We start from the raw sequence: 18,807 nt of genomic DNA, 5'->3' as shown, positions 1-18,807 counted from the left end.
TCATCTTAAAAAGACTAACTCTTAAAATAAAGACCTTATACTCTTTAGGGGGGTTTTGGTCATTGAAGGATGAAAAATGTTGACCCATGAAATTATCAAATCACTGGTAAAAATTAATGATGATATAACGAGTGATAAAGAATACTTTCATATCGCCTATGGGGTAGACGATAAATTTCTCTATGGGGTTGGTACGTCGATCGCTTCAATCATTCTTAATAATAAAGAGACGCATTTTCATTTCCATATTCTTGTCGATAGTATCACGAAGCAAAGTTTTTTTGATGAGTTAGTGGCTAACACTCAACATAAAATCACAATCTATCTGATTGATAACAAAGAATTTAAGAGATTGCCTTTGCCGTCCAAAGCTTGGAGTCACGCCATTTATTTTAGATTGGTAATTATCGATTATCTTTCACAAACAATTGATAAATTACTTTATTTGGATGCAGATATTATCTGTAAAGGTGATCTTTCATATTTAAAAACGTTAGAATTTAATGAAGATACTTATCTGTATGCAGTAAAAGATAAATTCCGTAGTGAAAAGAAATTTCTGCCTATGGATATGCATAAATACTTTAATTCTGGTTTTTTATATATGTCAGTTCAACGCATGGTTAGGGATGATATACCTAACAGAGTAATTGAGCTGGTGAAAAATAACGAATTTACGCACCCAGATCAGGATGCATTAAATATATTACTTAATGATAAATTAATTAATATTAGTGAAAATTTTAATTTTATGTTTTCTTTAGATTGGTATATTACGAGTAAAAGAGATATTAGTAATATATCAGATGATGTTATTTTTATTCATTTTGTCGGCCTAACGAAACCTTTTCATGAGTGGGCTAAATTTTATAAAGAATATCAGTTTTTTGAAGCTGCAAGGCAAGAGTCGCCGTGGAAAAATATTCCTTTACTTAAAGCGGATAGCTATAAGCAGTTATCGCGGAAAAAATCTCACCTAAGAAGAAACTGGAAGATTTTACCTTTTCTCACTGCAACGGCAGAATACTTAATAAAGAAAATGTCTCACTGATATATTTAACAGTTTAGTGATACTAAGCTGTTATTTTGATGATTTTTTATTTATCAATAGAGCCACTAATACATTGTATAAAAAGAAGATATCTAGGAAGATAAATTCAAAAAGACAATAAACCAAAAAATAGCCAATTGATGATATAAAAATGCCTACGTTAAGTATGCTTTTTTGCATTCTTATGCTTCGATAGAGATCTTTTTGATTTATAAAGAATGCTATACAAAATAAAACTAATCCACCTAGGCCAACATTATAAATAATGTTTAAAAAGAATGGGTCATCATTATTGTGTACATACTCATTTTTACGCTTAGAAAATCCTCCGCCCCCGGAGAATCTTTCAGCCTTATTATCATTTAAATATTGGTTGTATGATACCGAGCCGTAACCAGCACCAAAAATAAAAATTTCTTTATTATTCATGAAAATAGGTAATCGAGTCGCGATAATTTTATCGCGGCTTGAGGTAATATTTTTCGAATATAAAGTCTGATCAATTTTTCTTTTAACTTGAGGGATTTCATTATATGCGACCGTAGTTATTACCAAGCAACTGATAGCGAAAATAGCAATACTTAAGATAAATGATTTTATGGTATTAGAAAAAATAAATAAAATTAAAACAGACTCTACAAATAAGGCAAGAACCCCACCTCGGCTACCCGTATATAATAAAAACACAAATGCCAATATTGACAGCAAAAACATTGCTAGCTTCATTAGTACGTTTTTAAATATAAATACAGCACTAAAGGTAAATGGGAAAAGCAAAGTCATATAATGTGCAAAGCCGTACCTTAATTGTATAAATAAGGGGAGGCTGCTATCTTTAAACTGTTTGAGTATGGGGCTAATAAAAATGGTAAAGGCTAATGTCGCTATCAGGGCATAACTTATTATTTTAATATTTTTTGAGCTATCATTCTTAAATACAAATAAAAATAATGAAATAATTATCACATATCGCCAGTCATTAAAAAACTCTTTAAATGCCTCTATAGTAAAACTTGAATAAGTAAATAAGGCTATACAGAGTAAACACCAACCACTAAATAAGAAAAAAACCTTTCTAGATTTTATTAGATTTACAATATCACTTTTAATGTTTGTTTTTTCTTTTATAGCAATACCAATTGTTATGATGAAGAGTAATACAGCGGAAACATTGAGAACACCTTGAGTATCATTAGTGAACATACCCAAAATAACCAGTGATACTAATAGAAAAGGGATTTGGCTAATAATGTTTTTCTTAATATCCACAAATTTTCCTATTTTTATCGTTAATGATTTCTTTTTAGAAACCATAAGATACCAGTAGTATCTTTATCATGTTAAACATAACATCTTATATTGCTTATATCAGGATTGTATTTATCATATGGAAAGATGTCCAGCGACCTAGCGGAAAAAGCGATATTTTAGTTTAAGTTTTGTTAATTTATAGTCGTCATACTTCAAGTTGCAGCGCTTCTGGTTAACCTATGGTGATCAGGTTCACTCATGCAACTCGCAGTGTTTTCTATGTTCCTAGCGATTTGTTGGATCTAGAATTATTTAGCATATATAAAATTAATTGTTACTGAGGGATCTACTCATGCCAGAACTACCTGAGGTCGAAACCAGTCGTAGAGGAATAGAACCTCATCTTGTTGGAAACTCAATTCAATATGCGATTGTACGCAATAGCCGTTTGCGTTGGCCTGTTTCTGAACAAATAAAACGTTTATCTGATGAAAAGATCCTCAGTGTACAGCGTCGTGCTAAATATCTGCTGCTTGAATTGGAAAAAGGTTGGATCATCATTCATTTAGGTATGTCTGGTAGCTTGCGTATTTTGCTAGAAGAACTGCCCGAAGAAAAACACGACCACGTCGATCTTGTTTTGAAAGATGGTAAAGTTTTGAGGTATACCGACCCGAGGCGTTTTGGAGCTTGGCTATGGTGTGAAGATCTTGAAACAAGCTCAGTTCTTGCACATTTAGGGCCAGAACCACTCTCGGATGAATTTAATGCCCAATATTTATTTGAGCAAGCAGCAAAACGAAAAATTGCGATAAAGCCTTGGCTAATGGATAACAAAGTGGTGGTTGGTGTTGGCAATATTTATGCAAATGAAGCTTTATTTGCGACAGGAATTTCGCCAGAGAAGATCACCAACACTCTGACACTGGAACAATCAATTGAGTTAGTCACTCAAATCAAAAAAGTCCTACAGCGTTCGATTGAGCAGGGGGGTACGACATTAAAAGATTTTCTGCAATCAGATGGTAAACCGGGATACTTTGCACAAGAATTATTTGTTTATGGTAAAAAAGGTGAGCCTTGCTTAATGTGTGGCACATTAATCTTAAGTATTAAACAAGGCCAGCGCAGTACATTTTATTGCCCAAATTGCCAAAGATAGCGTTTTAAAGCTTGTTGAGTTTTTTTAACATCGCCCGTTCAACAACGGGGGGTAAAAATGAGGAAACATCACCGTCATGAAGCGCAACATCTTTTATCAATGATGACGAAATAAAAGATAGGTTTTGTGAAGGAAGCAAAAATACAGTTTCCAATTTGGGGACTAAGTGGCGATTCATATTAGCGAGTTGCCACTCATACTCAAAATCTGCGACTGAGCGAACTCCCCGAATAAGAATATTGGCATCGTGCTTTTGTGCGAAATTTGCCATCAACTCTGAAAAACCAACGACTTCAACGTTACTTAAATGTGCTGTTACCTGTTGGGCAAGGTCAACGCGTTCTTCAAGGGTAAACATAGGGCTTTTGCGCTGGCTATTGGCAATTGCCAGCAATACATGATCGAACATGGCTGCTGCACGTGAAACAATATCAATATGTCCTGATGTGATGGGGTCAAAGGTGCCAGGGTAGATAGCTTTATGTTGCATAATGTTGGTATCTCAACGTTTGTAAGTACTTAATGTAAACCGTTTGGATTAAGTAACATCTGAATGGACTCAACATTATCGACAATTGAGTGTTGTTGCAACTGAGGAATGGCTTTGCTCGTCATACTTTAGGCTGCGGCGCTTTTGTTTACAGTATCGTGACTATACCCATTCTCTCATCATATACTTTTAGTGACTCATTCATGTACTACTTAGCCACAACTTGAATTATTTAGAGTAGACTATCTAATTTTAAGGCTATTTTTAGGTGTATATTCTACACACCTTCACGAAAGCTTTGTGTTAAGATAGCGCCAATTTTGGTAAGTGAATCAGATCGAATGTTATTGCGTTTATATCAGGTACTCCTTTATCTCATTCAGCCTCTTATTTGGGTTCGCCTATTAGTGCGAGGCCGCAAAGCACCCGCGTATCGTAAACGTTGGGGGGAACGCTATGGTTTCTGTGCAGGCAAAGTTGCGTCAGGTGGGATATTGTTGCACTCTGTTTCGGTCGGAGAAACACTTGCCGCAGTGCCTTTAGTTCGTGCACTACGCCATCATTACCCCTCATTGCCAATTACAGTAACAACGATGACACCTACGGGTTCAGAACGTGTTGTGTCAGCTTTTGGTGATGATGTTTATCATGTCTATCTTCCCTATGATCTTCCTGGCTCTATGCGTCGTTTCCTTAATCAAGTTGACCCAAAGTTGGTGATTATTATGGAAACTGAACTATGGCCGAATATGATAAATCAGCTTCACCGCCGTAAAATACCTTTGGTGATTGCTAATGCCCGCTTATCTGAACGCTCGGCCGCGGGTTATCAAAAATTAGGTAGTTTTGTGAAGCGAATGCTGCGTAATGTCACAATGGTTGCGGCGCAGCATCAAGAAGATGGTGAGCGTTTTATTCAGTTAGGGTTACGACGAGTTCAATTGAATGTGACTGGTAGCTTAAAATTTGATATTTCAGTGACACCTGAGCTTGCGGTGAGAGCCGTTACTTTGCGTCGACAATGGGCTGCACATCGGCCGGTTTGGATAGCAACAAGTACCCATGAAGGTGAGGAAGCCATTGTTTTAGATGCACATCAGCAATTGTTAAAACGTTTCCCTGATTTATTGCTCATTTTAGTTCCCCGCCATCCTGAACGTTTTGCGAAAGCTGAAGAGTTAACGACTAAGGCTGGGCTAAAATCTATTCGCCGTAGCCAAGGTATCGTTCCTACTTCAGATGTTCAGGTGGTGATCGGTGATACTATGGGTGAACTGATGCTACTGTATGGCATTGCCGATTTAGCTTTTGTTGGTGGCAGCCTTGTAGAAACGGGGGGGCATAATCCGTTAGAAGCCGCAGCGCACGCTTTACCTGTGTTGATGGGACCGCATACGTTTAATTTCAAAGATATTTGTGGAAAATTAAAGCAAGCTGATGGGATGATCACGGTTACGGATAGTGACACAATGGCACAAGCTGTCACTAGCCTGCTCTCTGATGAAGACTATCGCCTATATTATGGTCGCCATGCCGCAGAAGTATTGCATGAAAATCAAGGGGCATTGCAGCGTTTGCTCAAGTTATTACAGCCATATTTACCGCCGAAAGAACAATAACACGGTCAAATTTTTGAGTCTGTGACAGAAAACTTGAATAAAACGACAATAGATGATGACTATTTGTCTCCCTTCCTTATTATTCACTCTAAACTATAGTAGAATTCGCCGTTCTATTTCCATTTGCACTATTAGGCGCATATTCATGGGTGTTATACATGCATCTAATAGATAATGGGTACCTTTACTTGATTATTTAAAATAGTATGCCAGCAATCAATCAATCGATATCGAACAAATATGTTTATTTGTGGGTCATTGGCTATGCCATTGCATGGATTTTGGCCAGTTTTTATTTAGATCCAACAGTACCTTACGATACAGTTGAAGCCGTTAACTGGGGTATGAATGGAGAATGGGGCTCACCAAAAAACCCTTGGTTTGTGGGAATGGTGATGTGGCCAGCTATACATCTAGGTATTTCTTATAGTTTTTATTGGTACTTTATTCATTTTGTTGGTATCGCATTTGGATTGTTAGGTGTCTGGAAGCTAGCATATCGCTTAACAGGACGTCGTGATCTTGCATGGTTTGCGATGTTGATGTTGAATTTATCTGGTGTAATTAATTTCGATATCATTCCTTATAATGACAACTATATTTTAGTCACCTTCTGGGCGTGGATCCTATATTTCTTTTTGCGTGCGGTTTATGACAATCCAGCATGGTGGCTGTTATTTGCTTTGTGTGCAGGCCTTGCCACAATGGGTAAATACTCAACTCTCGCTTTAGTTGGCTCCGTATTTTTATTAACGCTATTTGTTAAGCAAGTTCGTCAAAGCTATCGACACCCTGTTTTCTATTTAGCGATAGCGCTCTGGTTTGCGATTGTTTTACCTAACTTCTTTTGGTTGATGGCGAGTGACTTCTCGGCCTTCAAATGGGTAGATTCACAGATTGATCCTGGATTTAACTTACATACCACTCAAGCAGCGTTAAGTGTTTTTTATCCATTAATTATCGCAGCCATTATTGTATACAGTTGCGGTGGTAAGCTCGGTTGGCCAAAGCCATTGGCTAATCGCATGGTTAATTTTATTATTCTGTTCCCATTAGTGGTTATTTATGGTTGGTTTTCTTTCCATGATGGCGGTCGGATCACTGAGTGGTTACAACCTTTTATGGCAGTGTGCGCACCTCTATTTATTGGTTCAATTACTGTCATGCCGAAAAAGCCACTTCGAAAACCATTAATTGGCTTAGCTCTCTTTGGTGTATTGGTACTGATTGGTTACTCTATCGTACAAAGTGCGAATATTCGTGGTGCTGGACAAAAGTTTATTGGTGTCAAAACCTTGATTGCAGAAGGTGAACAACGTTGGCATCAACGTTATGGCACACCTCTAAAATATGTCGGTGGAGAAGATAATTTACACCAATGGTTTATTATTTATGCAAAAGACAGACCTCATGTGATCCAACCATGGACCCTAGAACACCATATGCCACCTAATGTGTATAACCGCGATATTACAGAAGCAGAGATCCGTCAGAATGGGGCAATATTATTAGGTCGTAAATATGATGATTGTGCTCACGAGAACTTTGATAAAGTGCGTAAATATTGGCCACAATTTACAATTGAAAAAGAAGATGTGATTTACCGTTCTGAGCCTGATGCTAAGCCAGAAACCATGTGTTTTGGGTTTATTGCGCCAGAGAAATAATCAAATTGCTAGAGCGGCTACATCAGTAGCCGCTTTGTTATAAAACGCTTTTCAACTGTTTAAAGACAAGATCGGGTTCAATCGACTTCATTGTCTTATCTACTGACTTAATCTCATGTTGGCCTAAACCATAGCCGCCGATTAACCCAGGGTCTGTTGGGCCGAATAGGGTAAAATTCGTCTTATCCAGCGCAGCGGTTAAGTGACTAAGACCAGTATCAACAGAGACAACAGCCTTTGCATTGGCAATTTGAAGTGCCACTTCGGCCAAGGTGAGTTTGGGTAAAACGTCGACAAAGTCAAATCCTTCAGCAAGACGTAGTGCCCTTTGATACTCATGTTCGGCACCCCAAGGTAATTTTATTTTGACACCACTTTCAGCCATAAGAGCGATTAAGCTACGCCAATATTCTTCTGGCCAATGTTTATCATCACGCGTTGTCGAGTGCAAGAAAACGACATACTCACCTTGTAACTCTGTGGGTGCATGTAAAAAGTGCTGGGCGATGGCGTAGTCACCTTGTGTTTTTGGGCAATCATAGCCAAGGCTTGCGGCAAACAATTGGCGAATGCGCTCTACAGCATGCTGTTGCTTACTGATTTGATGTTTGTAGTCATAAAAAAAACTGGCAATCGGTTCGCGTATGCTGTGGCGATCATAACCATGTTTTGCACCATGGGCGAGGCGAGTCACTAAAAATGCGCTCTTAAGTAGCCCTTGCGCATCAATAACGGCATCATAGTGAGTTGCAGTAAGTTGTTGACGAAATGCCGCTCGTTCAGCACGGATCGGTGCTGAAAACCAATTTTTACGCCAACGTCTTATTGCAACGGGGATCACTTGGTTAACCGCACTGTGCCAAGTTGGAATTTGTGCAAATCCTTCCTCGACGGCCCAATCAAACTGGATCTCAGGGAAAACGTGCTGAGCATCGGTTAATGCAGGTAGGGAATGTAAGACATCCCCCATAGATGATGTTTTGACTAAAAGCACACGCATTAATCGAAACCTATTTGTAAGCGAGCGAGAGCTTCGATGACTAATTCAGGCTGGATATCGATTAAACTTTGATGATAACCACTTTCGCCATCGCCTTTGCGTACTTTATGGTATCCGCTGATTAGGCGGATCACTTCCGCTTTATTTGATAACGGCGGCGTAAAATCAGGGCTGCTAGGGCCATATAAAGCAACGAGTGGTTTATCTAGTGCAGCTGCAACGTGCATTAAACCTGAATCGTTAGTAATAACGGCTTGGCAGCTAGCTATTAAGTTAACGGCTTGTTCTAACGATGTCTTACCTGCGAGGTTAATACAATGCTCGCGAGCCGTATCCGTTAGGCTTTGTTTGATGTCTTCGCCTGCCTCATGGTCTTTTTGTGAACCAAATAACAGCACTTGATAACCTTTTTCACTGATTAGCTGCTCTGCTAAAGTTGCGTAATGATAGTGAGGCCAACGTTTCGCTGGACCAAATTCGGCACCGGGGCAGAAACCAATAATCGGGCGTGAAGTATCGATATTAAATGTGTTAGCGGCATCAATAACTTCTTGCTGTTTAACGGCTAGTTTTGGCCACAGGATAGGCTCAGGAATATCGGTTGCGTTGTGGATAGTGTGCTTATCATAAGCAAGTGCTACATAACGCTGTACCATAAGAGGAAATGCGGTTTTATCTAAGGTTCGGATATCATTAAGCAAACCGTAACGCATTTCACCACGCCAGCCAGTACGTTTGGCGATTTTTGCAAAAAACGGTATTAAGGCAGACTTAAATGAGTTAGGTAACACGATCGCTTGGTCATAGTTATGGTTACGCAGGCTAATACCGAGTTGCCGGCGCTCACCAATAGCGAGAGCGCCGTGACCGAGTGGCATAGGGATCGCTGCATTGACCTCTGGCATTTTTGCTAAAAGAGGACGACACCATTGTGGCGCCATCACATCGATTTGTGCGTGAGGATATTGCGCCTTTAATGTACGATAAAGGCTTTGTGACATCATCATATCCCCTACCCAAGAGGGGCCGATCACCAATATTTTCATAGATTATTTATTAGTCTGCTTGATTCAGCCACTGCATGTACTCAGCGACACCTTCGGCCACCGTTTTAAATGGTGCCTGATAGCCTGCTGCGCGTAATTTAGTCATGTCCGCTTGGGTGAAGCTTTGATAGCGACCTTTGAGTTTCTCAGGGAACTCAATGTATTCAACAGAAACGTTTTTATCATTGTGGAACTGCGTGACTGCATCAGCAACAGCTTGGAAAGATTCTGCACGGCCCGTACCGCAGTTAAAAATCCCTGACACATTATTCTGCCAGAACCATAAATTGACGGCAGCAACATCACCAACGTAAATGAAATCGCGACGGAAAGTTTCGCTACCTTCAAAGAGCTTTGGATTTTGCCCTTCGTTAATTTGCTTATTTAAATGATAAGCCACACTGGCCATACTGCCTTTATGGTTTTCACGTGGTCCATAAACGTTGAAATAACGGAAGCCGCACACTTGTGATTGTGCTTCAGGCAAAATATTACGTACATATTGGTCGAACTGGAATTTGGAGTAACCGTAAACGTTTAATGGCTTTTCGAATTGGCGCTCTTCAATGAAGTTATCACTACGGCCACCATAGGTTGCAGCTGAAGATGCGTAGAGAAAAGGTATTTCACGATCTAAGCAGAAATGCAGGAGCTCTTTGGAAAACTGATAGTTGTTATCCATCATGTATTTTCCATCCCACTCGGTGGTTGATGAGCAAGCTCCTTCATGGAATATCGCATCAATATCACCAAAGTCATCACCCGCCATCACACTGACAATGAACTCTTCTTTATCCATGTAATCAGCGATATCGAGATCAACAAGGTTAGCGAATTTCGTACCATCTTTCAGGTTATCGACAACTAAAATATCGGTGCGGCCAGCATCATTTAATGCCTTCACAATGTTACTACCAATAAAACCAGCTCCGCCAGTGACTATGATCATCGGGTGTACCTCAGTGGGTTAATGATATACTCGTCATACTTCAAGTTGCAGCGCTTTTTGTTGAAGTCGAAGTGACTACGCTCACTCGCATCAGCCACATCGTTTTCTATGCTCCTAGCGACTCATTCACTTGCCGCCTAGCTGCCCCTCGAATGATTTAGAGTCTATACAGAATATGAATCTTTCCATAATAACATTTATATAGGGTGACAACAGCTTTAACTGATAGGCAAACATTCTACTCGCGATATTTTTATAAGCTAATGATCGTGATCTTGGCTACAAACTTAACTTATTTATGCTGCGTAAGTCGATAGTTCTGGTGTCTATTATTAAACTCTAGAAATGGTTAAGTTATGGGAGAACATCATGTCGCAGCAATTTTATCAGCAAATCAAACAACAACTCAATGAAACTGAGGCCGCAGGTTTATTCAAAAACGAGCGCATTATTACCTCATCGCAAGATGCTGATATTGAAATTGCTGGAGGTCAGCATGTGGTTAATTTTTGTGCTAATAATTACCTCGGTTTAGCTAATCACCCCGATCTTATTGAAGCCGCCAAGCAAGGTATGGATAGCCATGGTTTTGGTATGGCTTCAGTGCGTTTTATCTGTGGTACACAAGACGCCCATAAACAATTAGAAAAAAAACTGGCGGATTTTTTAGGTATGGAAGATAGCATCCTCTATTCCTCCTGTTTTGACGCGAATGGTGGCTTATTTGAAACTCTGTTAGGGCCTGAAGATGCCGTGATTTCGGATGCACTTAACCATGCATCGATCATTGATGGTGTACGTTTGTGTAAGGCTAAGCGCTATCGTTATCCAAATAATGATATGGCTGAATTAAGGGCATGCCTTGAAGATGCTAAAGCTGCGGGAGCTCGACATATTTTGATCGCAACGGATGGGGTATTTTCAATGGATGGTGTGATAGCTAACCTGAAAGCCATTTGTGATCTTGCTGATGAATTCCAAGCACTGGTGATGGTCGATGATTCTCATGCGGTTGGTTTTGTTGGTAAAAATGGTCGCGGCACCCATGAATATTGCGATGTTATGGGGCGAGTTGACATTATTACTGGCACATTGGGTAAAGCTCTCGGTGGGGCTTCAGGAGGTTATACGGCAGCGAAAAAAGAGGTGGTAGAGTGGTTACGCCAACGTTCCCGTCCTTATTTATTTTCTAACTCCTTAGCCCCAGCAATTGTTGCCGCTTCAATTAAAGTTATCGATATGATGAGTGAGGGGGGGGAGCGACGCGCACGTTTATGGCGCAACGCGGCCTTGTTCCGTGAAAAAATGTCTGCTGCGGGCTTCACCTTAGCGGGAGCGGATCATGCCATCATTCCAGTTATGTTAGGCGATGCTGCACTAGCACAGGTTTTCGCCAATGAATTACTTGGAGAAGGGATCTATGTTACCGGTTTCTTCTACCCTGTTGTTCCTCAAGGGCAGGCGCGTATTCGCACGCAAATGTCTGCTGCTCATAGTGAAGAGGATATCCTACGTGTTGTTGACGCATTCACCCGCATTGGCAAAAAATTAGGTGTCATTGCTTAATGATCATTAAATAAGGCCACTCTATGAAAGCATTGTCCAAATTAAAAGCAGAACCAGGTATATGGATGACAGATGTGCCGAAACCGGAACTTGGGCACAATGATGTGATGATTAAGATCCGTAAAACCGCAATTTGTGGTACGGATGTGCATATCTATAACTGGGATGAATGGTCGCAAAAAACTATCCCAGTTCCGATGGTTGTAGGTCATGAATATATTGGCGAAATTGTTGAAATAGGACAGGAAGTTAAAGGTTTTAAAATAGGCGATAGGGTGTCAGGTGAAGGGCACATTACCTGTGGACACTGTCGGAACTGCCGAGGTGGCCGTACACATTTATGTCGAAATACGGTTGGTGTTGGGGTAAATCGCCCAGGGTGCTTTGCACAATACCTTGTGCTACCTGCCTTTAATGCATTTAAGATCCCCGATAATATTCCAGATGAAATTGCGGCTATTTTCGATCCGTTTGGTAATGCTGTTCATACTGCGCTGTCATTTGATTTAGTAGGGGAAGATGTTTTAGTTTCAGGGGCGGGGCCGATTGGAATTATGGCTGCCGCAGTGTGTCGGCACGTTGGTGCACGCCATGTTGTGATCACTGATGTTAATGATTATCGACTCGAACTTGCTCAAAAAATGGGTGTTACTCGTGCCGTGAATGTCAGTCGTGAAAATCTTAAAGATGTAATGAAAGAATTAGGTATGCAAGAAGGTTTTGATGTGGCGCTGGAAGTGTCTGGCTCCCCAGCAGCATTTCGTTCTATGCTAGAAACCATGAACCACGGCGGGCGTATTGCTCTGTTGGGGATCCCTTCCTCGGAAATGGCGATCGATTGGGGGCAGGTGATTTTCAAAGGGCTATTTATTAAAGGTATTTATGGTCGTGAGATGTTTGAAACTTGGTATAAAATGGCGACGCTTATTCAATCAGGTCTCGACCTTTCACCCATTATTACCCATCAATTTTCGATCGATGACTTCCAAAAAGGCTTCGACATTATGCGTTCAGGCCAATCAGGTAAAGTGATTTTAAATTGGGATGAATGATCCAAAGACGGATTGCTGTTTAATGGCAGCAATCCGTTAGGCGGTCTATGGTTTTTGTTGAGAAAACAGGGGTTTTTTACTGTTTAATAATAATGGCTGTAACGTTTTGTCTTGATAAAGAGATTCAACCACTGACATTAAAAACTGAATACCACTTAATTTAACCGTTTGATTTTCTGACAATTCAAATTCACAAGTCCCCACATGGATCAACTGAGGATGCTTATCTTTTGGTATTACAGGGGGGTCATTAGGCAATGGTTTTGGCTGTTCAGGCTGCATTTTCAGCGGTTTGTCTTGTTTTGGCGTTTCATGACCATTCAGTAATGCGCTAACCGCGACTAATTCAATATCTGCTGGCAGTTGTGGTAAATATTTTTGTAATGCACGTACTGTCGATGGGTGTGGGTGGCCAATTGCAATGGCACTGCCATTTTTACGTGCATAGGCAACGGCCTTATTAAGTTGAATGCGAGTTTCTTCTTCTGATTGATGATTATCAAGAAAAATGTTTCGACGAACAACAGGGACACCAAACTCTTTTGCTGCATTCGCGGCTTGAGTATTACCGATAGTGACGCTATCTAAAAAAAAGAAATTAGACTGAGAAAGTGAGCCCATTACATTGCGCATGCCTGAAAGACTCGATGTCATTTCACTGCCCATATGATTATTCATACCGGTTGCATAAGGCACTTGGCCAATGGCGCGTTTAATGATGCGATCAACTTCTTTTGCACTCATTGAAGGCGCTAGGGTATTTTTCTCTAACGGCTGTTTGCTCAATGGTTTCATTGGCATATGAATGATAATTTCTCGGCCCTGCTGGTGTGCTTTTGTGGCAACCTGTTTACCGTGAGGGGAGTCAGGAAGAATGGCAATAGTAATAGGTGTTGGTAGTGCTAGTATTTGGTTATCTTCTTTAGTGCGATAGCCAAAATCATCAATGACTATCGCTAATTTTGCCGCACTAGCCTGAAGAGTCACCATTAACAACGATAAACCAATGAGTAACTTAGAAGGCTGGTGTTTCAACATATTTATTTTCCTAACAATTTTTTCGGCTATTTTGTTGTCTATCGACCTAGCCAAGGGCGAGGGTTAACTGTTTTACCCTGCCGGCGAATTTCGAAGTACAGTGCAGGGCGTTCCTGACCACCACTACTTCCCACTAATGCAATAGGCTGACCCGCGCGCACTTCTTGGCCTACATTAACCAGTGCGCTTTGGTTATAGCCATATAAACTCATGTCACCCTTACCATGCTCAACCACCACAACCAGACCATAACCTTGCAGCCAGTCAGCCAGTAAAACACGACCATCGGCGATCGCTTTCACTTGGGTACCTTCATTGGCACCAATAACCATGCCTTTCCAGCGCAGCTCGCCTGAAATTGCCTCGCCATAATTATGCAGCGTTTGCCCTCGAACTGGCCACAAAGCTTGCCCCGCTGGGCGACCAAGTCCCCCAGTTCGCGACATGAGTGAACGCTCACTTTCGGATGGTTTATAAGAAGTACCAGTTTGCTTCGCTTTACGTTCTTTTTCGGCAACTTCTGCACGAATACGCGCCGCTTCACGTGCTTCACGTTCCGCTCTCGCTTTGGCTTCACGCTCTGCTCGAGCTATTTTATCACGCAGTCGGGACTCGTTTTGTTTCATCACAGCGAGATTTTTTTGATCTTCTTTTAACGTACTTTCAAGCGCAGTAAGTGTTTGCTTACGAGCCGCTTGAGCATTATCCAACTTGCGTTTTTCTTGCTGCTGTTTGGCTAACGCGGCTTTTTGCTCAGCTTGTTTTTTCTGTTCTAGCTGCTTTTGCTGATTGAGTTCAAGCGTTGTTTCTTCCAGTTGTTTGATATTTTTTTCACGGGCTTGGTTAAGATAACTGTAATAAGCGAGGATCCGCTCTTCACGTTGGCCTTCCTCACCTTTTAAAAATAGTGATAGACCTTGGTGTTTACCCAAACGGAATGCAGAATCGAGTTGTTCAGCCAGTAGTTTTTCATGTGCGGCTTTTTGTTTTTGTAGGCGCGTAATATTACTATTTAAGGTAGATATTTCTTTATCTAATTGTTTTAATTCAGTTTGTGTTTCATGAAGCCCACGACCTACCGCTGAAATATTTTTTTCTTGCTGTTGAAGCTGATTAAGCAACGCCGCTCGTTTTGCTTGTTGATCTTTGACGCTTTTCTCTTTTTCAGCGATATTTTGCAGTAAACTTTGTAGCTGATCTTTATTTTGGGTGATCTGATTGGCCGCCATCACCTGAGTTGGCGATAGCGCTATTAATCCACAAGCAAACAGTGCTGAGGTAATAGCCTGACGAATAAAGGTTATTTTCATCCGGTTATATATATTGGCCATTCTGATAGAAAACCTCGAATAAATACGATAGCTAATTATTTCATCTGATAGGTATGGTTACCAGTGCCCAATTCTGAATCTTATAAAATAAACAGTGATAAACCAAAAGGCTACACTGTGATTTAACATGACAGGTTAGCTATGGTTTCGCTGCCATTATTTTTTAATCTATACCCGCCATACTTCATGTTGTAGCGCTTTTCGTTGAAGTCGAAGTGACTACGCTTACTTATCGCCTAGCCTCACCTAGAATGATCTAGAGTATAATTGATTGTATCGCTTATCTCGCTAATTAGTATCATTAAATCAAATATTATGGGCTAAATTTTAGCTAAACCGAGAATAGATCCTCCTTATCCGTGATTTTTTGAGGCGCAATGGGTTTGTGATAGGATGGATTATAGGTCTATATTGAGAGTGATACTCTTTATAGCTCAAGTTGCAGCACCGTTGGTTAAGGCATGGTGACCTGAGTCAGCGACCTACTTAGGCATGCGTCTAGCGACTGGTTCATTTGTTGCCTAACTGCACATTAATTATTTAGAGTATAAATGACGTTTTTGTTGGAAAAAAGACCGTTTCTGCGTAGCGTTTCGCAAAAAAATCAATCTAGTTTGCGCTAACTGGCTGTAATTAGCTCAACACAAAGGTATACTCTGAGCCCTTTGATATTCATTTTTAACTAACGGGAGTGATTGCCCCCCATGATCCAAGAAATCATGCAATTTGTCAGCCGGAACATGTTATTGAGTCTGGTTTGGATAGCGCTGCTCGTCGCGGTGGTCGTAATGACCTTTAAAGGTTTGTTCTCTAAGTCAAAAGTAATCACTCGCGCGCAGGCGATTGCTCTGATTAATAAAGAAGAGGCAGTCATTGTGGATTTACGTTCTCGTGATGATTTCCGCAAGGGACACATTATTGATTCTATCAACTTAACACCTTCTGAAATTAAAGATAATAATTTAGGTGAGTTAGAAAAACATAAACAAAAACCGGTGATTGTTGTTTCTGCAAGTGGCATGGAGTCAGGCAAACCTGCTGAGCATTTAGTGCAACACGGTTTTGAAAAAGTCTTTGTCCTGAAAGAAGGGATTGCTGGTTGGTCAGGTGAAAACCTACCATTAGCGCGTGGTAAGAAGTAATTTATCTGCTTGATATAGCTCGATACTCTCTTGTTTTACGAGTATGTGAGTATATATAGTCAAACTCATACGGAAGTTAAAAGGTATTAACATTATGTCAGAACAAAACAACTCAGAAATGGTATTTCAGATCCAACGTATCTATACAAAAGATGTTTCATTTGAAGCACCTAACGCACCACACATCTTCCAACATGAGTGGCAGCCAGAAATTAAACTTGATTTAGATACTTCTTCAACTCAACTGACTGAAGGTGTTTACGAAGTTGTTTTGCGCGTGACAACGACTGCAAAACTCGGTGAAGAAACGGCATTCCTGTGTGAAGTGCAACAAGCAGGTGTTTTCTCTATCGAAGGTATTGAAGGCACACAAATGGCACATTGCCTAGGTGCATACTGCCCGAACATTCTGTTCCCATATGCACGTGAAGCAATCACTAGCATGGTGGGTCGTGGTACATTCCCTCAACTGAACCTTGCGCCAGTCAACTTTGATGCTCTGTTCATGAACTACCTACAACAGCAGCAAGGTGAAGAAGCGCAGAACACAGAAGTTCAATAGGACGCTTAATGAATACTGCTTCAATGACAGTGATCGGTGCCGGCTCTTACGGCACCGCTTTAGCGATTACGTTAGCGCGTAATGGCCATCAGGTCGTGCTATGGGGTCATGACCCTAAGCATATCCAAAAATTACAACAAGAACGTAGTAATCAGGCGTTTTTGCCTGGTGTTTCTTTCCCTGATAGTTTATCGCTGGAAACGGATCTAAAAAGCGCCGTCGAAGCGAGTCTTAATATCTTGATTGTAGTACCAAGCCATGTTTTTGGTGATGTACTTAAGCAGATCCAACCTTACCTCCAAACAGGTTCACGTATTATTTGGGCAACCAAAGGTTTGGAACGAGATACTGGGCGCTTATTACAAGATGTGGCGCGTGAGGTATTAGGTAATGAAATTCCACTTGCAGTGCTATCTGGGCCCACATTTGCTAAAGAATTAGCGGCAGGTATGCCTACTGCTATCTCAATTGCGGCAACTGACAGCCAGTTTGGCGATGAACTGCAACAACTTTTCCATTGTGGCAAAAGTTTCCGTGTATACAAAAACCCCGATATGATTGGTGTGCAACTTGGTGGTGCCGTGAAAAACGTGATCGCCATCGGTGCTGGTATTTCTGATGGTATGGGCTTTGGCGCTAATGCACGTACCGCCTTGATTACACGGGGCCTTGCAGAAATGAGTCGATTGGGTGCTGCTTTAGGTGCCGACCCCTCCACCTTTATGGGCATGGCAGGTTTAGGTGATTTAGTGTTAACCTGTACTGACAACCAATCACGTAACCGCCGTTTCGGTATGATGCTAGGTAACGGCGTGAGTGTGGCTGAAGCTGAAAAAGAGATCGGGCAGGTGGTGGAAGGTTATCGTAATACCAAAGAAGTGAAAGCATTAGCTGAACGTGCGGGTGTTGAGATGCCGATCACGGAGCAAATTTATCAAATCCTCTATTGTCATAAAAATGTGTTAGAGGCAGCGCAAGCCTTATTAGGCCGAGCAACCAAAGATGAAATTGCGCATACGCCAACGTCAAAGGACTAAACGAAAAATTAAGTGAGTTATTATGTCGCGTGAAGAACTGGATAGGATTTGGGGGTTTATTAAAGATGAAGCAAAATCACTTGCTGATTGTGAACCGCTGTTAGCCAGTTTTTTCAATGCAACGCTGCTAAAACACGATAACTTAGGTAGTGCACTGAGTTATATGTTAGCCAACAAACTCAGCTCCCCAATTATGCCAGCGATGGAAGTGCGGGAGATTGTTGAAGAAGCGTATCGTAATGATGAACAAATGATTTTTTCTGCTGCTATGGACTTATCCGCTGTGCGTTTACGTGATCCCGCAGTGGATAAGTACTCGACGCCACTTTTGTATTTAAAAGGTTTCCACGCACTGCAAGCCTATCGTATTGGTCATTGGCTATGGAAAGAAGGCCGCCAAGCACTCGCTATCTATCTACAAAACCAAGTTTCCGTCTCTTTTGCCGTTGATATTCACCCCGCTGCGCGTATTGGCTGTGGCATCATGCTTGACCATGCAACAGGCATTGTTATCGGTGAAACCGCTGTCGTTGAAAATGATGTTTCGATATTGCAATCAGTAACATTGGGCGGTACGGGTAAAACGTGTGGCGATCGCCATCCTAAAGTTCGTGAAGGGGTGATGATTGGTGCAGGAGCGAAGATCTTGGGGAATATTGAGATTGGTCGCGGTGCGAAAATTGGCGCAGGCTCTGTGGTACTTCATCCAGTTCCCCCTCATACGACCGTTGCAGGGGTACCTGCACGTATTGTCGGTAAACCCAATAGCGATAAGCCATCATTTGAGATGGATCAGAACTTTAATGGCGCGATTTATGGTTTTGAAGATGGTGATGGGATTTGA

The 18,807-nt window shown here is 41.2% G+C and carries 17 protein-coding genes; 10 read left to right on the top strand and 7 right to left on the bottom strand.

The genetic code is table 11. The annotated features are described in order from the left end of the window. Window positions 1-76 precede the first annotated feature (76 nt). The gene (locus SC428_RS17005; protein WP_318709043.1) at window positions 77-1,051 is read left to right on the top strand and encodes a glycosyltransferase; all 975 of its coding nucleotides are present in this window, start codon (window positions 77-79) and stop codon (window positions 1,049-1,051) included. A gap of 30 nt (window positions 1,052-1,081) precedes the next feature. Here SC428_RS17005 and SC428_RS17000 read toward each other — a convergent pair whose 3' ends face one another. Then, window positions 1,082-2,320, bottom strand: coding sequence for an O-antigen ligase family protein (locus SC428_RS17000; protein WP_318709041.1), 1,239 nt, complete (start codon window positions 2,318-2,320; stop codon window positions 1,082-1,084). A 334-nt stretch (window positions 2,321-2,654) separates the two neighbouring features. On the opposite strand from SC428_RS17000, the gene mutM reads away from it, so the two are divergent. Further along, window positions 2,655-3,464, top strand: a complete 810-nt coding sequence (mutM, locus tag SC428_RS16995) for a bifunctional DNA-formamidopyrimidine glycosylase/DNA-(apurinic or apyrimidinic site) lyase (protein WP_070929895.1) — start codon at window positions 2,655-2,657, stop codon at window positions 3,462-3,464. Window positions 3,465-3,468: 4 nt separating this feature from the next. Here the strand turns inward: mutM and coaD are convergent, their stop codons facing one another. Beyond that, a complete protein-coding gene (coaD, locus tag SC428_RS16990; RefSeq protein WP_140179846.1) occupies window positions 3,469-3,954 on the bottom strand; it encodes a pantetheine-phosphate adenylyltransferase in 486 nt (161 codons plus the stop codon). A 341-nt stretch (window positions 3,955-4,295) separates the two neighbouring features. Here coaD and waaA point away from each other — a divergent pair, with 341 nt between their 5' ends. Beyond that, window positions 4,296-5,573, top strand: a complete 1,278-nt coding sequence (gene waaA / locus SC428_RS16985; RefSeq protein WP_070929899.1) for a lipid IV(A) 3-deoxy-D-manno-octulosonic acid transferase — start codon at window positions 4,296-4,298, stop codon at window positions 5,571-5,573. Between the two features lie 206 nt (window positions 5,574-5,779). Further along, entirely contained in the window at window positions 5,780-7,240 is a 1,461-nt protein-coding gene (locus tag SC428_RS16980; RefSeq protein WP_318709037.1) for an ArnT family glycosyltransferase, read from the top strand. A 37-nt stretch (window positions 7,241-7,277) separates the two neighbouring features. Here SC428_RS16980 and rfaC read toward each other — a convergent pair whose 3' ends face one another. Genes rfaC through rfaD form a run of 3 tightly spaced genes read right to left on the bottom strand, consistent with a single transcriptional unit; the run spans window position 7,278 to window position 10,235 of the window. After that, complete coding sequence (gene rfaC / locus SC428_RS16975) at window positions 7,278-8,240, bottom strand: lipopolysaccharide heptosyltransferase RfaC (protein ID WP_318709035.1); 963 nt, start codon at window positions 8,238-8,240, stop codon at window positions 7,278-7,280. Then, the gene (gene rfaF / locus SC428_RS16970) at window positions 8,240-9,286 is read right to left on the bottom strand and encodes an ADP-heptose--LPS heptosyltransferase RfaF (protein WP_140179840.1); all 1,047 of its coding nucleotides are present in this window, start codon (window positions 9,284-9,286) and stop codon (window positions 8,240-8,242) included. The genes rfaC and rfaF overlap by 1 nt, the downstream gene beginning before the upstream one ends. 10 nt (window positions 9,287-9,296) lie before the next feature. Continuing rightward, complete coding sequence (gene rfaD / locus SC428_RS16965) at window positions 9,297-10,235, bottom strand: ADP-glyceromanno-heptose 6-epimerase (protein ID WP_070929903.1); 939 nt, start codon at window positions 10,233-10,235, stop codon at window positions 9,297-9,299. Between the two features lie 369 nt (window positions 10,236-10,604). On the opposite strand from rfaD, the gene SC428_RS16960 reads away from it, so the two are divergent. Then, entirely contained in the window at window positions 10,605-11,801 is a 1,197-nt protein-coding gene (locus SC428_RS16960) for a glycine C-acetyltransferase (protein ID WP_070929905.1), read from the top strand. 23 nt (window positions 11,802-11,824) lie between these two features. Continuing rightward, window positions 11,825-12,853, top strand: coding sequence for an L-threonine 3-dehydrogenase (tdh, locus tag SC428_RS16955; protein ID WP_070929907.1), 1,029 nt, complete (start codon window positions 11,825-11,827; stop codon window positions 12,851-12,853). Window positions 12,854-12,898: 45 nt separating this feature from the next. On the opposite strand, the gene SC428_RS16950 is transcribed toward tdh, so the two are convergent. Beyond that, a complete protein-coding gene (locus tag SC428_RS16950) occupies window positions 12,899-13,891 on the bottom strand; it encodes a divergent polysaccharide deacetylase family protein (RefSeq protein ID WP_318709030.1) in 993 nt (330 codons plus the stop codon). Window positions 13,892-13,929: 38 nt separating this feature from the next. Continuing rightward, window positions 13,930-15,222: a murein hydrolase activator EnvC gene (envC, locus tag SC428_RS16945; RefSeq protein ID WP_140179832.1), complete on the bottom strand. Its 1,293-nt coding sequence runs from the start codon at window positions 15,220-15,222 to the stop codon at window positions 13,930-13,932. Between the two features lie 704 nt (window positions 15,223-15,926). Here envC and SC428_RS16940 point away from each other — a divergent pair. The 4 genes from SC428_RS16940 (at window position 15,927) to cysE (ending at window position 18,807) form a co-directional block, all read left to right on the top strand. Continuing rightward, window positions 15,927-16,364: a rhodanese-like domain-containing protein gene (locus tag SC428_RS16940; RefSeq protein ID WP_070929911.1), complete on the top strand. Its 438-nt coding sequence runs from the start codon at window positions 15,927-15,929 to the stop codon at window positions 16,362-16,364. Window positions 16,365-16,458: 94 nt separating this feature from the next. Further along, window positions 16,459-16,926 (top strand): protein-export chaperone SecB, encoded by a 468-nt coding sequence (secB, locus tag SC428_RS16935; RefSeq protein ID WP_140179830.1) that lies wholly within the window; start codon window positions 16,459-16,461, stop codon window positions 16,924-16,926. 8 nt (window positions 16,927-16,934) lie between these two features. Then, window positions 16,935-17,963 (top strand): NAD(P)H-dependent glycerol-3-phosphate dehydrogenase, encoded by a 1,029-nt coding sequence (gpsA, locus tag SC428_RS16930; RefSeq protein WP_140179828.1) that lies wholly within the window; start codon window positions 16,935-16,937, stop codon window positions 17,961-17,963. Between the two features lie 22 nt (window positions 17,964-17,985). Next, window positions 17,986-18,807 (top strand): serine O-acetyltransferase, encoded by an 822-nt coding sequence (gene cysE / locus SC428_RS16925; protein WP_070929913.1) that lies wholly within the window; start codon window positions 17,986-17,988, stop codon window positions 18,805-18,807.

The organism is Providencia sp. 2023EL-00965 (assembly GCF_033550225.1).
GTDB lineage: Bacteria > Pseudomonadota > Gammaproteobacteria > Enterobacterales > Enterobacteriaceae > Providencia > Providencia manganoxydans.
This window is presented reverse-complemented; position numbering and strand designations above follow the sequence as displayed.

Bases quoted from the DNA above. Each gene is read 5' to 3' on its own strand.
- SC428_RS17005 (WP_318709043.1), top strand. From the start codon at position 77: ATGTTGACCCATGAAATTATCAAATCACTGGTAAAAATTAATGATGAT.
- mutM (WP_070929895.1), top strand. From the start codon at position 2,655: ATGCCAGAACTACCTGAGGTCGAAACCAGTCGTAGAGGAATAGAACCT.
- coaD (WP_140179846.1), bottom strand. From the start codon at position 3,954: ATGCAACATAAAGCTATCTACCCTGGCACCTTTGACCCCATCACATCA.
- waaA (WP_070929899.1), top strand. From the start codon at position 4,296: ATGTTATTGCGTTTATATCAGGTACTCCTTTATCTCATTCAGCCTCTT.
- SC428_RS16980 (WP_318709037.1), top strand. From the start codon at position 5,780: ATGCCAGCAATCAATCAATCGATATCGAACAAATATGTTTATTTGTGG.
- rfaC (WP_318709035.1), bottom strand. From the start codon at position 8,240: ATGCGTGTGCTTTTAGTCAAAACATCATCTATGGGGGATGTCTTACAT.
- rfaF (WP_140179840.1), bottom strand. From the start codon at position 9,286: ATGAAAATATTGGTGATCGGCCCCTCTTGGGTAGGGGATATGATGATG.
- rfaD (WP_070929903.1), bottom strand. From the start codon at position 10,235: ATGATCATAGTCACTGGCGGAGCTGGTTTTATTGGTAGTAACATTGTG.
- SC428_RS16960 (WP_070929905.1), top strand. From the start codon at position 10,605: ATGTCGCAGCAATTTTATCAGCAAATCAAACAACAACTCAATGAAACT.
- tdh (WP_070929907.1), top strand. From the start codon at position 11,825: ATGAAAGCATTGTCCAAATTAAAAGCAGAACCAGGTATATGGATGACA.
- SC428_RS16950 (WP_318709030.1), bottom strand. From the start codon at position 13,891: ATGTTGAAACACCAGCCTTCTAAGTTACTCATTGGTTTATCGTTGTTA.
- envC (WP_140179832.1), bottom strand. From the start codon at position 15,222: ATGGCCAATATATATAACCGGATGAAAATAACCTTTATTCGTCAGGCT.
- SC428_RS16940 (WP_070929911.1), top strand. From the start codon at position 15,927: ATGATCCAAGAAATCATGCAATTTGTCAGCCGGAACATGTTATTGAGT.
- secB (WP_140179830.1), top strand. From the start codon at position 16,459: ATGTCAGAACAAAACAACTCAGAAATGGTATTTCAGATCCAACGTATC.
- gpsA (WP_140179828.1), top strand. From the start codon at position 16,935: ATGAATACTGCTTCAATGACAGTGATCGGTGCCGGCTCTTACGGCACC.
- cysE (WP_070929913.1), top strand. From the start codon at position 17,986: ATGTCGCGTGAAGAACTGGATAGGATTTGGGGGTTTATTAAAGATGAA.